The organism is Shewanella frigidimarina NCIMB 400 (assembly GCF_000014705.1).
Taxonomy (GTDB): Bacteria; Pseudomonadota; Gammaproteobacteria; order Enterobacterales; family Shewanellaceae; genus Shewanella; species Shewanella frigidimarina.
This window is the reverse complement of sequence record NC_008345.1, coordinates 3,746,457-3,762,925: the sequence shown is the minus strand read 5'-3', so window position 1 is coordinate 3,762,925 and position 16,469 is coordinate 3,746,457. Positions and strand designations below refer to the sequence as shown.

At 38.8% G+C, this 16,469-nt stretch carries 14 protein-coding genes; 5 read left to right on the top strand and 9 right to left on the bottom strand.

Annotated elements, in window-relative coordinates; translation table 11 throughout:
• Positions 1-28: 28 nt before the first annotated feature.
• From SFRI_RS16220 to SFRI_RS16200, 5 genes are all read right to left on the bottom strand, one after another.
• Positions 29-1,180: a non-canonical purine NTP pyrophosphatase gene (locus tag SFRI_RS16220; RefSeq protein ID WP_011638586.1), complete on the bottom strand. Its 1,152-nt coding sequence runs from the start codon at positions 1,178-1,180 to the stop codon at positions 29-31.
• Positions 1,173-2,159, bottom strand: coding sequence for a beta-ribofuranosylaminobenzene 5'-phosphate synthase family protein (locus tag SFRI_RS16215; RefSeq protein ID WP_011638585.1), 987 nt, complete (start codon positions 2,157-2,159; stop codon positions 1,173-1,175). Before SFRI_RS16215 ends, SFRI_RS16220 begins: the two co-directional genes overlap by 8 nt.
• A complete protein-coding gene (locus tag SFRI_RS16210; protein ID WP_011638584.1) occupies positions 2,137-2,835 on the bottom strand; it encodes a hypothetical protein in 699 nt (232 codons plus the stop codon). The genes SFRI_RS16215 and SFRI_RS16210 overlap by 23 nt, the downstream gene beginning before the upstream one ends.
• A 114-nt stretch (positions 2,836-2,949) precedes the next feature.
• The gene (locus SFRI_RS16205) at positions 2,950-3,852 is read right to left on the bottom strand and encodes a nuclease-related domain-containing protein (RefSeq protein ID WP_011638583.1); all 903 of its coding nucleotides are present in this window, start codon (positions 3,850-3,852) and stop codon (positions 2,950-2,952) included.
• A gap of 516 nt (positions 3,853-4,368) precedes the next feature.
• Complete coding sequence (locus SFRI_RS16200; protein ID WP_011638582.1) at positions 4,369-5,949, bottom strand: isocitrate lyase; 1,581 nt, start codon at positions 5,947-5,949, stop codon at positions 4,369-4,371.
• Positions 5,950-6,058: 109 nt separating this feature from the next.
• Here SFRI_RS16200 and SFRI_RS16195 point away from each other — a divergent pair, with 109 nt between their 5' ends.
• From SFRI_RS16195 to SFRI_RS16180, 4 genes are all read left to right on the top strand, one after another.
• A complete protein-coding gene (locus SFRI_RS16195; protein WP_011638581.1) occupies positions 6,059-7,009 on the top strand; it encodes a LysR family transcriptional regulator in 951 nt (316 codons plus the stop codon).
• Between the two features lie 271 nt (positions 7,010-7,280).
• Complete coding sequence (locus tag SFRI_RS16190; protein ID WP_011638580.1) at positions 7,281-9,476, top strand: malate synthase G; 2,196 nt, start codon at positions 7,281-7,283, stop codon at positions 9,474-9,476.
• 276 nt (positions 9,477-9,752) lie between these two features.
• Positions 9,753-10,478: a CBM9 family sugar-binding protein gene (locus SFRI_RS16185; RefSeq protein ID WP_041413190.1), complete on the top strand. Its 726-nt coding sequence runs from the start codon at positions 9,753-9,755 to the stop codon at positions 10,476-10,478.
• 89 nt (positions 10,479-10,567) lie between these two features.
• Entirely contained in the window at positions 10,568-10,993 is a 426-nt protein-coding gene (locus SFRI_RS16180) for a CBS domain-containing protein (protein WP_011638578.1), read from the top strand.
• A gap of 75 nt (positions 10,994-11,068) precedes the next feature.
• Here the strand turns inward: SFRI_RS16180 and SFRI_RS16175 are convergent, their stop codons facing one another.
• The 4 genes from SFRI_RS16175 to SFRI_RS16160 all read right to left on the bottom strand — a co-directional run bounded on the left by SFRI_RS16175 (position 11,069) and on the right by SFRI_RS16160 (position 14,368).
• Positions 11,069-11,575 (bottom strand): hypothetical protein, encoded by a 507-nt coding sequence (locus tag SFRI_RS16175; RefSeq protein ID WP_150099390.1) that lies wholly within the window; start codon positions 11,573-11,575, stop codon positions 11,069-11,071.
• A 418-nt stretch (positions 11,576-11,993) separates the two neighbouring features.
• Positions 11,994-12,431 (bottom strand): DUF6795 domain-containing protein, encoded by a 438-nt coding sequence (locus SFRI_RS21075; RefSeq protein WP_011638576.1) that lies wholly within the window; start codon positions 12,429-12,431, stop codon positions 11,994-11,996.
• Between the two features lie 334 nt (positions 12,432-12,765).
• Positions 12,766-13,917 (bottom strand): lipase family protein, encoded by a 1,152-nt coding sequence (locus SFRI_RS16165; protein WP_011638575.1) that lies wholly within the window; start codon positions 13,915-13,917, stop codon positions 12,766-12,768.
• Between the two features lie 16 nt (positions 13,918-13,933).
• Positions 13,934-14,368, bottom strand: coding sequence for a DUF6795 domain-containing protein (locus tag SFRI_RS16160; protein ID WP_011638574.1), 435 nt, complete (start codon positions 14,366-14,368; stop codon positions 13,934-13,936).
• 1,146 nt (positions 14,369-15,514) lie between these two features.
• Between SFRI_RS16160 and SFRI_RS16155 the strand changes: the two genes are divergently transcribed.
• The gene (locus tag SFRI_RS16155; protein ID WP_011638573.1) at positions 15,515-16,468 is read left to right on the top strand and encodes a DmsE family decaheme c-type cytochrome; all 954 of its coding nucleotides are present in this window, start codon (positions 15,515-15,517) and stop codon (positions 16,466-16,468) included.
• The last annotated feature ends 1 nt before the right edge of the window (position 16,469 follow it).

Sequence of the window (16,469 nt, the reverse complement as noted above, 5' to 3'; positions counted from 1 at the left end):
ATGTACGAGGTAATAATATCACCTCTATTTAGGTGGCCAAAATAACTATGCCACTACAGAGGGACTCTATTGAATGAGAATCACCGACTCTATTTCGATCAGCTTTTCGCCGCTCTCTTTCTTTTCTTTCTGCATTAACAACGATCCTATGTTTTGATGTTAGTGAGCTTAGTTTACTCTCAATGTAGGCTACTTCCTCCTCAAGTCTAAACCCTGTAATTACAATGTTTTGTGGTTTAAATTTGCTTAGGTAATTAATAACTCTTTCTGCGACCGCTTGTGGTTGTTTTTTTAATAGTTCTTTTGCAAATAAACCTATGGGAACATCACTACCGACACCATGATTTTCTCTATAAATTTCATGCATAAAATCTGAAGCTTCAATGTGAAGATAATTACTTTCATTTACTAGAAACTGAGCTATCGTAGTCTTTCCCGCACAGGTTAGACCGACAATAATATGGCATTGAAATTCACCATCAAATAACTCATTGCTATCTATTGACGGGGTCTCAGGCGACTTTTTTTTAATAACATTTTTAGACTCTAAAAAATCTAAAAGCTTCTTAAATGCTAGACCTCTAAAGTCGTGTAAGTCTGCTTTTTCTATAGGTAATTTACTTATTACTACTGTTTCATTTTTAGGAATAAACCATCTGTTAAAAGTTTTATTATCTAACCAAGGGTAAATTACATTAGTGTCAAACTGATTATCAGTAGCAGTGATTTTTCCATCAGTTGTGCCTGTAAAATATAATGGAAGGTCAGAGAGTTCGGGGAAGTATAAAACCAAATCTGATCTAATCGTTACAGAACGGTTATTTCCAAGCAGTTCAAGTTCTAGATCTAGATCTATAAACTTAATCTGTTGCATCCAATATTTAATATCTACACCAGGGTATTCTTTTTTATATTTTCTAGATAAAGCGTGAATATCAACAGACGTATCTTCAATAATGAAAGGTTTGTTTTTTCCTAGGCCGGATAGATTAGCTTGTTTTATAGCATTTTCAATACTTATTTTAAGCAACTGCTCTCGATTATCTATTCTAGGTTCATCGTAATTAGCTCTTTTTGTTTTTTCACTAAAGTTAATTACTTTTATATTGAAATCTCGGCATAAATATTTTGCATGCTGAGTTTTAACTCGATTAGATGTGAAAAATATAAGTTCAAACACAATATATTTCTCTCCCAGAATTACATGGGTGTATATTTATATAGAGATAATCACCAAGACTCTTGATTTTGTCGAATACTAATTCAGGTTCTTTTGAAAAAAAGTAGACTCCTGGTCCTAAACTACTCATTCCTACAGCATCCGCTCCTGATTTTTTTAGGTTTTCTATTAGTTTAATTACAGGCTCACCTGCGAATTCAATTTCTAATTTTTTCCATTTAGTATTTTGAGTATTATTAATGCTCATACAAAAGCTCTTGTAGTTTTCTGAAATAACGCTTGATAAAATGCCGAATACAGAAATATAGCATGCTTCATATGCATCATTTTTAGCTATAGGACAGTTAACATCAAAAAAATTTTCCTCAAACTTACCATAATTATTATGATTAAGTTTTGGAATAATTAGCCCTAAATTCCAACTAGGAAATTTATTGGAGTTAATGAGGAGTGGCAATGATTTAGGAGTGTTGTCGCCCGAGGGTTTATGCTTTTTGTTATCATTCACTGTACCAGAATCAAAAATAAAACCACCTCTAAAATAAGAGTTTATCCCTACACCTGAGGTGCCCCCTCTACCTGAAATCGATTGTATGTCCGTTTCAGTATATGGAATGTTATTTATTAATAGAATTCCTTCTATACATGTCAGTAATATAGACGTTCCAGCCCCTAATCCCGAGTTGAAAAATATATTTCCGCTAATATTTATTGTAGGGTATATTTTTATTTTAGGAGTGCTTTTCATAAAATCTAAAAGTTTATTTTTTATTTTTTCTATTTTACCCTGTTTGTTACAAAAATCATGAATTACTATTTCTAACTCATTGTTAGGTATGAATTCAGCTTGACACTCAGTATCAACACTAAGTCCAACTCCACCATTCTTTCTAAAATTGCACTCATGCATTGCTATGAGATTAAAGTGTAGTCTAAATGGGATTTTTATCTTTACTTTAGTATTTAGCCCATTCTGCATCAAAGTACTCCTTATATTCCTTTATGAATTTTGCTGAAGCCCTGAAATGAATTGAGTGACTGAATTTACCATTGGCATTATAAAAATAAGGTCCAACAATTGCATCTTTTTCAGATAGAAATATATTATGGGTAGGTATGTGGTCATAATATTTTACTTGGAATCTGTCTCCAAATTTATCCTGCATAACTTTTAATTTAACATCTGCAATTTCAAAGTTATGTTGATCTCCTCCATTGATGTGTGATTTATCCAAAATCAAAAGTTTGACTATTAAATTCGGATTATTTTCCATTGTTGATATTAGTAGGTTATCTTTCCCGCCATTGGTGCAGAAGTCTTCACAAAATCGTTTTGATGTATAAAAAAGTAAATTTAGCTCGTTTTTAGTATTTTTTATTAGCTTTCCATAATAATCTCTATCATCTCGGCTTTCTAAAAATTTAATGACTCCACTATCATTTAGTTTCTCATTTTTCCTAAGGTCGAATATTGTCAGTGAATAGTGTATCAATGAAGATATTGATGCTACTAATGCACCGCCAATAAGCGGTGCCCATTTGTTATTGATATCAGAATTTGCATAAAAGTATATTAGAAATATTGATATAACAACAAAAACTGAAAGTACGATGATCGATGTAGGTATTGTTATTCTTTTTTTTAGAATATCCATAATTAATTTATTTCCTAGGAAAATATGGTGGTCACTTAACTCAAATAGAATTAATGTATGAAATTTCTGTTAAGTATGTAATAAATAGATTTAGAGTCAAATTTTTGATCTCCATCATTTCCCCACTTCACTCTTACTCAAACACCGCTGTGCGACTTGATAGACGATCGCGTCGACTTGTTGTTGGCTGAGTGTTTGAGTGCGGACGGCTGGTATGGTTTTGACCAACTGCTTATGATTTAAAATGGGGAACGGTGGTCGAGTTTGGCTGGTGACGTACCAGCCGGGGAATACCAGTACTGGGCTGGAAAACACTGGCTGGCCGGTAGCTTTGGTGAGCCACTGGCTGACCCACGTTGCTTGTCGGGTTGCTTGTTCTATTGGCTTGGTTTCAGTCCACGATGGGAAGCATAAGCGGCCGTCTTTATAAAATAGTTGGTATTCTTTACCTTGGGTTGCGCTAGTCGATTTACTGTCGCGTTTGCGCTTGTGGCGGCCTTTGGTTTCGATGGCGAATACGCCATTTTTACCTATGGCTAAATGGTTGATGTTAAAGCCGTCGGCTTGGATGTCGTGAAACACTTGGTAGCCCAAAGCTTGTAAGCCGATTAGCTCATTGGCAGTGGCGATTTCTGCGGTGTGGCCTAGGCGTAATTTGGTGAGTTTGGAAAAGTTTTTCCACGTTTTATAACCACAATAAGATAATCCGATCATTGAGGTTATGGCAAACATCCAAGGGAATTTGCCGACGGTAATGTGTGCTTGAATGCTGTTAATGGCAAATGGCAGACACACAACCAATACGCCCATTAGCATACTGGCGATTAAATTGATTTGGAGGTCTTGTATCTCTTGCTGTAAGCCAAAAGCGGGAATTCGTTGAAGTTGTTCGCGATCGACGGGTAATTTAACTGTTCTGTCGCGGTGTTTCAGTAAGACAAACATCACCCCAAGGGTGACAAACATACTAGAAAGAAGAATGCCTACTGATAATAAACTGGAGATGAAGCTTGTCATTGTCGTCCTTGATCGTGATGTGACCTAAACAATCGGTCGCAATTCTAAATCCATGAATCTGCTGGATTAATATACTCCGAGTTTGGCAATATTGTAAGTGGAAATTTTCATCAATCGTTAAGCGTCGCAATTGAGCGAAATGGGCTGTTGCTGTAGTCAAAAATATCATTGCAGAATAATGGTTTGTATCAGTGTGTATCTTAATGGGGTGCGGTAAAGGAAGCGCAGAATCAGTTGTGTTAGCCAGCTTCGTTAGTGAGTAGCGCTAGTCTGTTGCGATAAGGGTTAGCGTTATCGTCACTGTGACCATTTTACCTGAGTGTGACACATAAAAAGGCCTGCTTATTTTAAGCAGGCCTTTTGGGTTTAGTTTTCGCTGTTAGTTATGTTCACTTCAAAAACATCGCTTAAGCTAGTCACTATTTGGGTAAGTCACTTTCTACACAAGCCGTTTACAAAATCAGTCTATAAATCTGTTTATAAAAGCAGTTATAAAATCAGACTGTAAAAGCGGTCTTAGAACTGGTTCATTGTGTTGTCTTTACCAGACGCTTTAAGCGCTTGGTCACCAGAGAAGTACTCTTTATGTGCATCACCGATATCTGAACCAGCCATGTTTTGATGTTTAACACAGGCGATACCTTGACGGATTTCCTTACGTTGAACATTGGCAACATAACCCAACATGCCTTGGTCACCGAAGTATTCTTTAGCCAAGTTATCGGTAGATAATGCTGCAGTATGGTAAGTCGGTAGTGTAATAAGGTGATGGAAAATACCTGCTTCACGGGCCGAGTCAGATTGGAATGTACGAATTTTTTCATCAGCTTGGATAGCAAGCTCAGTGCCATCGTAATCAACACTCATTAATTGCGCGCGGTCGTAAGCTGAAACGTCTTGTCCTGCTTTTTGCATCGCATCAAATACTTGCTGACGGAAGTTAAGCGTCCAGTTAAACGATGGCGAGTTGTTATACACAAGCTTGGCATTAGGAACAACTTTACGGATTTCGTTAACCATGCCACCGATTTGAGATACATGAGGCTTTTCAGTTTCAATCCACAATAAATCAGCGCCATTTTGCAATGAAGTAATACAATCAAGTACACAACGTTCTTCACCCGTACCAGCACGGAACTTAAATAAGCCATTTGGTAGACGAGCCGGTTTCACCAGTTTGCCACCTTGCTTGAATACCACATCACCATTTTCAAGTTTTGCTGCATCAACGGCTTCAACTTCAAGGAAGCTATTGTATAAATCGCCTAGATCGCCAGCTTCTTTAGTGACAGCAATTTTTTGAGTTAAGCCTGCACCTAATGAATCGGTACGCGCAACAATCACACCGTCATCGATACCGAGTTCTAAAAATGCATAACGAACCGCATTAATTTTTGCTAAAAATTCAACATGTGGCACGGTGACTTTACCGTCTTGGTGGCCACACTGTTTTACATCTGATACTTGGTTTTCTAATTGAATACAACAAGCACCGGCTTCAATCATCTGTTTTGCCATTAAGTAAGTGGCTTCTTCGTTACCAAAACCGGCATCAATGTCGGCAATAATAGGTACAACGTGGGTTTCGAAGTTTTCAATTTTGTGTTGAATTGCGGCTTTATCTGACTCTTTGGCACTATCTAATTCGCGGAATAGACCACCTAGTTCACGAGCATCAGCTTGACGTAGGAAGGTGTATAGCTCTTTAATCAACGCAGCAACAGAGGTTTTTTCATGCATAGATTGGTCTGGTAATGGACCAAACTCACTACGTAGTGCAGCTACCATCCAACCTGAAAGATATAAGTAACGACGCTTGGTGGTTAAAAGGTGTTTTTTAATCGAAATCATTTTTTGTTGGGCGATAAAACCATGCCAGCAACCTAAAGACTGAGTGTACTGCGATGTGTCCTTGTCGTAGTTGTCCATGTCTTCACGCATGATCTTGGCAGTGTATTTTGCGATATCTAACCCAGTTTTAAAGCGATTTTGTAGACGCATACGAGCGACTGACTCTGGGTTGATGGCATTCCATGCACTACCTTCTGAATTAATCAAGGTGGCAGCTTCATCGATATTATTTTTGTAGTGAGTCATGTGTTTATTCCTTAACAAATAGATTAGCGGCAATTGATTACGTTGAAAATAATAGCTAGATTTGGTTAAATAAACCTAATTTATACTTACTATCTTCGGTATTCACCATATGAATGTATCTCGTATCGACTTGAACCTCCTTGTTTATTTAGATGTTTTACTGCGTGAAAGAAACGTGACTAAAGCTGCAGACCAGCTTGGGATCAGCCAGCCTGCAATGAGTAACGGCCTAAAACGCTTACGAAACTTGTTTGACGATCCCTTACTTATTCGCACGAGTCAGGGCATGACACCCACCGAACGTGCAAATGAATTACAACCCATTATCAGTGAACTGATTATTGGGCTGGAAAAAGCCGTACAACCGCGTGCCAATTTTGATCCACTGGAAAGTGATAAAGTCTTCCGTGTTATGGCAAGTGATTATGCTGAAGCGACGTTAATTCCACCGCTCATTGCTAAGCTTCGTACTCAAGCACCCAACATTATTTTAGATATCATGACCCCAAGTGATGTCAGTTTCCCTGATGTAGAACAAGGAAGAGTCGATATGGTGATCAACCGTTTCGACAGTATTCCGCAATCATTCCATCAAAAAATATTGTGGAGTGATGATTTTAGCTGCTTGATTAGTAAGGGTAATCCTGTTTTAAAGAAGTTTTCTTTAGACAGTTATTTAAAAGCTAAGCATGTGTGGGTGAGTAAAACAGGGATGGGTGTTGGGGTAGGGATGAACCCTGATGATGTTCAGCGTTTGGGCTGGGTAGATGAAGCATTAACTCGAATGGGTGTGAAACGCCAGATCACCGTTTTTACACGCCATTATCAAGCCGCCTGTTTGTTGGCTGAGCAACAAGATTTGATCGCAACCATACCAAGTAAGATGGCTCGTCATCACATCAATAATGAACGGGTGAGCATTGTTCCGCCGCCTTTTATTATTCAACCCATCGCCTTGACTATGGCCTGGAGCCCTTTGCTTCAGCATAATCCCGCGCATCAATGGATGCGACAACTGATCACTAAAACCGCAGAAGAGATAAATAGAGGGGATGTTTAACCTTATTGTTATTGTGATTTTTAGTTACGTATATGTTGCAAATTAACCAAAAAACACCATTTTGCCATATCTTTGGTGAATAGTGGTGATAATAAGCATAAATTGGATAAATAAGATAACTTTGATATAGAGTAAAGTATTACTGCGTATGAACAGTAAGCTGTTAACAGTGGAATGAGTTTGCGCGAGTTATTTATGGCTAATGATTTAGGGCCAATGATTTAAGGCTAAGTTTACGGTCAACGCACAGAAATTAAGGTAGGGATATAAAATGACAGCACGTATTCAAGTAGGTGGATTACACATAGCGCAAGCATTGTGGCAACTGGTCGACAGTGACATTTGCCCAGGTACTGGCATTGACTCAGCAACCTTTTGGGCAAAATTTGAGGACATTATTAGCGAATTTTCTCCCGTTAATGTGAAGCTGTTAGAAAAAAGACAACAACTACAACAGCAAATTGATCAATGGCATATTGACCATCCCACCAAAGATTTTGACCCTGCAACATATAAAGCTTTTCTATTTGAAATAGGTTACTTGGTGCCTGAGGGGGAGGCTTTTCAAATTAGCACTGAAAATGTCGACCATGAAATTGCCGCGCAAGCGGGACCACAACTTGTAGTGCCGGTTAAAAATGCTCGCTTTGCGCTTAACGCTGCCAATGCTCGTTGGGGCAGCTTGTATGATGCGCTATATGGCACTGACGCGATATCTGAAGACGGTGGCGCGGAGCTCACTAAACAATACAACCCGGTACGCGGCAATAAAGTTATCGCTTTTGCCAAACAACACTTAGATACAGCTGCGCCCTTAGCACAAGGCAGCCATGCCGATGTGACCCGTTATTACCTCGACGCGGGTGTGTTACGGGTGCAATTAACTGACGGCTCTACCACAACCTTAGCCCAAACCGATAAATGTGTGGGTTACCAAGGTAGTGCCGATGCACCCAGTGCTATTTTATTAGTTAATAATGGTCTGCATATCGAAATTCAAATAGATCCAAGCAGTGTTATTGGTGGCAGCGATCGCGCTGGCGTTAAAGACTTACTGGTTGAAGCCGCTGTGACCACCATTATGGACTGTGAAGACTCTGTCGCCGCAGTGGATGCTGAAGACAAGGTTGAAGTTTATCGCAATTGGTTAGGTTTGATGCAAGGTAATTTATCTGCCTCGCTGACTAAAAATGGCAAAGAGATCGTTAGAGATCTCAATGACGATCGCGTCTATACCGCAGCTAATGCTAACCAGAGTGCCAAAACAGTTACTTTACCCGGCAGAAGTTTGTTATTTGTGCGTAATGTGGGTCACTTGATGACCATTGATGCCGTGCTGGATAAAAATGGCAACGAAATACCAGAAGGGATACTTGATGGCATGATCACTGTGCTTGCTGCGATGCACGACCTTAAAGGTAACAATAATGGTCGTAGTAATAGCCGCAAAGGTTCGGTGAATATTGTAAAACCTAAAATGCATGGCCCTGAAGAAGTGCAATTTACCTGTGACCTGTTTACTAAGATAGAAGATGCGCTCAAGCTGCCGCGTAATACGATTAAGGTCGGCATTATGGATGAAGAACGCAGAACGACACTGAATTTAAAAGAGTGCATTAGGGCTGCGAAAGAGCGCGTGGTGTTTATTAATACTGGCTTTCTTGATCGCACAGGTGATGAGCTGCATACCTCAATGCTCGCGGGCCCGTTTGTGCCTAAATCGGTGATGAAACAGCAAAAATGGATTAGTGCTTACGAAGATTGGAATGTCGATATTGGGCTTGAATGTGGCTTACAAGGTCGCGCTCAAATCGGTAAAGGCATGTGGCCAATGCCTGATGAAATGGCAGCAATGCTTGAACAAAAATCGGCTCATCCTAAAGCGGGCGCAAATACAGCGTGGGTGCCGTCGCCAAATGGTGCCGTGTTGCATTCTACTCATTATCACCAAATTAATGTGGCAGACGTTCAGCAAAAAATTAAACAACGCCCACGTGCTAGCATTGACAGTTTGTTGACCATTCCTTTACTTGCTGAAGGGGTAACACTCACCAATGAGCAAATTACTTTTGAACTAGAAAATAATGCCCAGGGTATTTTGGGCTATGTTGTGCGCTGGATTGATCAAGGTGTGGGTTGTTCAAAAGTGCCTGATATTAATAATGTCGGCTTGATGGAAGACAGAGCAACCTTACGAATTTCATCGCAATATTTAGCTAATTGGCTTGAACATGGCATATGCAGTGAAGCACAAGTGATGGCCGCGTTGAAAAAAATGGCCGCTGTGGTCGATACTCAAAATGCAGGTGATCCGCTATACACTAATATGGCGCCTAACTTTGACGGCATCGCCTTTAAAGCGGCATGCGATCTGATTTTTAAAGGAAAATCTCAGCCTTCTGGTTACACAGAGCCTTTGCTACATGCTTATCGAATTCAAGTTAAAGCTAAAGCTAAAGCAGGTTAATTTTTAGCGTTAATACCGGCTCTGAGTTTATGTAGTCACTCAATAAATAAGCCCTGATCTTGCAAAGATTAGGGCTTTTTTTTGTGGCCACTTTTTAATTGGTGTAAGAGTGGTGTTAGAGTAAGCTTTTAACGTACCCGCTAGCCTGCGGGGTTTTGACCAGATTGTTGGGTCGATTTATTTCAGATGCAGAGCGTTTAATCGCTGGTCACATTTATGATTGTTTTCGCTGTCAGATTAAGCGAGTCTATATAAAACCGACTAGAAATGAGCTTTATGAAATATTCGTTATTCGCTTTGGGGTTACTGTTTAGTAGCCAGACACTGTTTGCTATGGATGTTGAATATACTGCAACGCCTATCAAGATTGATGGGGTTGCCGACGCAGCATGGCAGCAAGCTAAATGGCAGACTATGCCGTATTTAATGGATGGAGCATTGCCTGATTCTGCGAGTGATTTTAGCGGTAAATATAAATTACTGTGGGATGAGCACTATTTGTATCTGCAAGCTGAAATTACCGACGATGTGTTGCTTGATACCCATGCCGACCCAGCGGTGAATTATTGGGATGATGACACCTTAGAGATTTTTATTGATAGCGATGCCTCAGGCGGCGATCATCAGTTTAATCACAGTGCATTTGCGTACCATATTGGCCTAGACAATCAAGCCGCCGATTATGGCCCAGATAAACAAGCTCACTTGTATACGTCGCATTTAAAAAGTCGTTGGCAGCGCAGTAGCGAGGCGCCTTACAACGTGATTTGGGAGGTGGCGATTAAGCTGTATCCTAATGATTTTAAAGAAGACCAACAAGATAAGCCTTTATTATTAACACCGAATAAAGTGATCGGTTTTATGCTCGCCTATTGCGATAATGATGGCAGCCCAGTAAGAGAGCATTTTATGGGTTCTCATGAGATCCCCCCGGTTAATGGTGATAAAAACAGAGGCTTTATCGACGCCAGTGTCTTTGGGCGTATGACCCTTAAACGTTAGTTTGCCTCTACGGCGATTAACATGATTGCTGGCTATTTATTTTTGATTTGGCTAGTCTTTAAGCATAAATCGGTAAAAGGAGTAATACCATGGAAGTGCGCGATATCATGACCCCGAATCCTTTTTGTATTAGCAATGAAGCTAGCCTTAAAGATGCTCATCAATTGATGCAAACTCGCAATGTGCGCCATTTGCCGGTGATTTCGGAAACGACAGGGCAATTCATTGGGATGCTAACCCATAAAAAGATGATTGCTGTTGTATTAACCATGCTCAATAAATATGGCCAAGGGGCGTTAGATAGAAAGGAGCGCTTTACGCCTATTGCCGAGGTTATGGATACCCAAGTGCAGAAGCTCGGTTTGGACGAGCCGCTGACGGTTGTAGTGCAATATTTTATCGACAATAAACTGGGTTGTTTACCTGTGGTTGATGAACACAATAAGGTACTAGGAATTGTGACATCGTCAGATTTTGTCAAACTCTGCCAGCGCCTACTGCTAACGCAAAAGTAACGATATTGGTCTTTTTCTGCTCGAGCTAAGCAGAACATTGACATGTGCAGCCTGAGTTGACTCTCAGTTTTACATTTATGTATAAGTGAAATATAGCTCTACAGCTAGCCGGAATAAAATGGTGACTAAACCAATAATAAATGTAGAAAATACTAAAATAAATATAGGAAGATAACCTAAAATCCCTTCATTTGCTTTAAGTGATGCAAAATGTATGATTCCGTAAAACGTTACGGAATAACCGATGAAATGGAGGACATAATAATCTATCGTAAATATGTTTAATACACAGTATATAGCTACAAGGCCGGGAATAAAAAAGGAGCATAGACCTAGCACTAAATTAGAAGTACTAGCAACCCAATGTCGTAAAGGTTGGCTTTCATATCTTTCTACTTCAAGCTTAATCTGTTCATTTAGTGTAAGACCTGTCAGCTTCATTTCTTTAGCTCTTCTGGCAAGATGTTGCTTTGAACGTTTGTTATCAAGCCAAATACTAAAACCAAAAAGCAGAAGGCAGGCTGCCATGAATATTAATGAGTAATATCCATATTCAGCTTTAAAGTAATGACTGTATTTCAAAAGGGTTACCTCATATTTACAATACTGTAAGTTTAATTAATTATTTCTATTAGCCAATATTTTGTAGTTTTAAGATTCAGGTTACTATCTACAAATGGATTGAATTTAGACTAATTCCATCTTGGTTTGAAAACCAAAATAAATAAGTTGTATCATTAATGTCGGCAGTGATGAAAGCAGCACTTTAGATTCATGAAAAAATATTACCTGGCAGCCGTGATTTTTTTCGGTAAAACTAAAGTTGCCTTCTGAATCCGTGATTGTTTCATCAACATACTCTTCGTCACCGAATATTAGACAATGTATGATATTTTAGCTGGTGATAGGTTTTTGTTATTTGATAGTTTTCCATGAATTATGGGGCTGAGTTCTACAGTAGACTTATTAAGCATTCCTAGCATAATTTCATCCTTAAAATTTAAAGTGAACAAATAGATCTAACAATTAGGGGGTATTCAGGAGCCTCCACATTGACTAATTCAAACACCTCTTCGTCATTGCATATATCAGGATTTAGATTACTTAAGTGTGACTTGCAAACATCAGGACAGGTAATGTTATGTTGATTTGTGGCCCAGATATAAGTTTCGCTATCATTGCCATCCAACGTAAACTCTAAAACTTGTCTAACAACAGGTTCATGTAAAATATTACCTGGTAAGCGTGATTTGATCGCTTTTGCTGTAAAACTAAATTCACCTACAGCGTTAGTCATACAGTTATCTGAATATTCTTCATCTGCATAGGTGAGGCTACGTTCTATGAGTAGCTCTTTAATGGGGATGCCATTGTTTGTTATTTTTCCTGAAACTTCTGGGCATAATTCAACAGTATGTTTCTTAAGCATTCCTGGCATATTTCTGCTCCTTGCAAATAAGGGAAATGATTATAATCCTCGTATTTAATAAGTAAAATCTTTGCGAGTAAAGAATAAACAATAGATTAAAACTCCTTTCTTTATATACCCTTAATGATGTTTTTTGGCTTCTAAATAGTTAATTCTGGCGTGTTATGCATGTCAGGTGATGGCTGAAGTTAGTAGAGGTTGAGCAGACGTTTCTCCCACTGACGGCCTATAAAATTTAAATCAATATAAAACAAAAAAGCGACTCGAGAGTCGCTTTTTTGTTAGCTGATAGATAATTAAGTAAAGCTAAACACCAGTTTCGACATTTGCTACTTATTACAGATTAGTTCAGTGCTTCGCGCGCTAATCGATTAACAACTTGAATCGTTTTTTTAAACACCCAACTAATAAACTCATAGCTTAGAGTTTCTACTTTACGGGTAGCATGACCTGCAAACACTAACATGTGAGCTAATAGACCATTTAATTGCCCAGTAAACGTTGCATTATGCAAAGTGACATCAGATAACACCATGGCGATTTGGTCATAAAAGTTTAAACCATTGGCGATACCGCTTTGTAAGCGTGAAGCAATGCCATGACCTAGTTGACGTAATAGTGTTAATAATGCTTCGCTTAAGCGATTCATCCAAAATAAATCACGACTGACTTGATGGCTTAAACGAGCATCTAACGTTACTCTTTTGTGACTATTAAAACTGATTTTTCGTTGATATGAATTCCAGTCGCTGCTTTTCATATCCTCTATATAATATTTAACTTTGTGTTTTATTGGGTTTACAAAGCCTGAGTTATCAACTCTATATTCATAACCATTATATGGCGCATGAACGAAAGGCCAGACTGGAACCATCGGGACAGGATCGCAACCTTTGGTGCAGCGGAATATATTTTCCTGCCCCAGAGAATTTGTGTGCTTAAGTGCAAAATCGGCAAACCCAACTTTAGGAGCACCGATACTATATAGTTTAACATTAAGAAGTTTTTGCTTTGCCCAGTCGGCAATCAAAGTCGCTATAGCTCCGCCTAAACTGTGTCCAACGCAATGGAGTGTTGCATTTGCTGGAAGCATATTTATATAAGGCAATAGCTCTTTTTTCATTGACTCAAAAACGGAATTAAAACCTGAATGTACTAACGCACCAAGTTCGGTAGAACTTGTGGAAGCGCGAGCATCGGTTGATAAATCATTTAAACTGGCAAAATTAGTCCCGCGTACTGCAATGACAATATCATCCTTATATTGTTCGCTTTGCCCTTGTCCTATTAAGGCAAACCCGGTCTGTTGGTTTCTTGCTTTTGCAACATAACCCCCAGAAGTTCCCATTACAGGTTTCGGTGATACATTAAAATTGAAGTGTTTTTCTAGATTAATGCTGACATTAATAATATTTCTTTTTAAGACTGACTGCTTTTGTACATCGTAAGCAATCGAAGATAGTTCTGCGACCATACTTGGCGTTAATTTATTCATAAAATCATCCTTGAAATTATTTTAATACACATAGAGATCTTACTCTAAAAGGTGAAGCAGGAAATTCTGAGTTTTCAAATTCATAAACTTGTTCAGCGTTAGTTAGCTCTGCTTTTAGATTGCTCATTAATCGTGAGAATGATTCTGGAGAAATAATTTCTCTTTGATTTGCGAACCATATAAGAAGCTCTTGATCCTGAAACTCAACAAATATAATTTGCCTTATAGCAGTTTCATGCAATATGTTTCCAGGAAGCCTAGACTTAATTGATTTTTCTGGAAACATAAACATACCTTCCGAGTTAGTTACACATTTTTCAACGGTTTCATCGTCATTATATGTGAGACTTCGGATAACTGTTTGGTTTTGCAGTGGTACATTGTTGTGTGTTATTTTCCCGCTAACTTCTGGGCATAATTCAACAGTATGTTTCTTAAGCATTCCTAGCATATTTCTGCTCCTTGCAAATAAGGGTAATGATTATAATCCCCGTATTTAATAAGTAAACTATTTGCGGGTAAAGAATAAACAATAGATTTAAAACTCCTTTCTTTATATACCCTTAATGATGTTTTTTGGCTTCTAAATAGTTAATTCTGGCGTGTTATGCATGCCAGATGATTGCTGAAGTTAGTAGAGGTTGAGCAGACGTTTCTCCCACTGACGGCCTATAAAATTTAAATCAATATAATACAAAAAATGCAGGTTTAGCGTTAGCGACACAAGTCTCCAGTCGTTAAGTTAATGGCTATATTTATTGTAATGACGATACAGTTTCACGGCAAAACGCGATGGTTTATTGCTTAGAAGTTATCGCATCAAGAAAGCCTAAATCGGCACTTTTTTTACGATGAAACAGAGACAGTTGAGTCTGTTGGCGTTTCGCGGCCATCCATTTTAGGGTCAGTTTTAACATCTCTGAAGCTCTGCATTCTCACAACTTAAATTTTAACGATTTTTTTCGCTGTAGCATTTGTTTGACAAATGATGTTGCGAGTATCTGAGGCTTTTTTCTCCATTTGTACTTGCTCGAGACGGTTTACTCCGTTTAGTTTTATCATCTGTTGCTGTTATTTTTTCGTTTTTTGCTTTTTATTAGGCATTCGTTAGTTGTGAAATCATTTATTTATAATGATTGTAAGTTTGTTTGCCAATTAAGTTATGAATTAATATGAAAAGATATTTAAAGTTATTAACGAGGTTGTGAATAGTTATTAATGGCTGTGGGGTTAATAAAAATAGTTATGAATAAAGGCGATGTAAGTTCATAAGTTATATTATGTTTAAATCATTCTCATTTATATAGTTAACAAATTTAAAATCATGTTCATCAGTAGGGTTTTTTAAATTAACTTCTTTGAAATCAGATGGTTGAAGTTTTGTTTTTGAGATTTTTAATATTATAAAATACATACAATAGATAGCGATAAATAAAGATCTTGATCCCGAATAAATCATTTTTAAATTAAAAATCACAGATCTAATAATACCTCCAAAGTAATAGTTCGTATTTTTGTTAATTCAAATTACACTTTAAATGCAAACTAATTAACACAAACGTTAACAAATCATAAAATAATTAACTGTAAGGCCAAGATGATGAACAAATGTATTATCACTACGTTACTTTGTGGGATATTCGCTTTCGCGTGCTTATCTCTCTCAGTTCAGGCGGCCCCCTGGAATCAACTCACTGGTGAACAACTAGAACAGCAACTGACGGAGAAATTTGCTCAAGGTAATTACTCTAACAAAGGTGCCGACTCTTGCCTGATGTGTCATAAGAAAAATGACAAGGTCATGGCGATATTCGATAGCGTGCACGGTAGCCCGAGCCAACAGGGTTCGCCTATGGCGGGTCTGCAATGCGAAGCCTGTCATGGCCCGTTAGGTGCGCATAACAAAGGCGGTAAGGAGCCGATGATCGCCTTTGGCAAAGAGAGCAAGCTTTCCGCTCAAAGTCAGAACAGTGTCTGCCTAGGTTGCCATAACGATCCTAAGCAGATGGCATGGCATAGCAGCAGCCACAATTTAGACGAGGTGGCCTGCAGCGATTGTCATAATATCCACACCGACAACGATCCGGTTATGGACAAGCTTACGGTTAATGACACCTGTACCTCTTGCCACACGCAGCAAAAATCTGACATGAATAAGCGCTCATCTCACCCGATGAAGTGGGATCAAATGACCTGTATCGATTGTCATAATCCACACGGTTCTATGAGTGAAAGTGCGCTGAATCACGCCACGGTGAATGACACTTGTTATAGCTGTCATGGCGAAAAACGTGGCCCTGTTTTATGGGAGCATGCGCCAGTGACAGAAAATTGTGCCAACTGTCATAACCCCCATGGCAGCGTTAACGAAGCCATGCTCACCCAAAGAGCACCACAACTGTGTCAGCAATGTCATATGGATGATGGTCATGCAAGCCGTGTTGTACAACAAAGCGGAAGTGATGCGTTTGGCGGCGGTAAGAGTTGCCTCAATTGTCATAGCCAGATCCATGGCTCCAATCACCCAGCCGGCAGCAAGCTGCAGCGCTAAT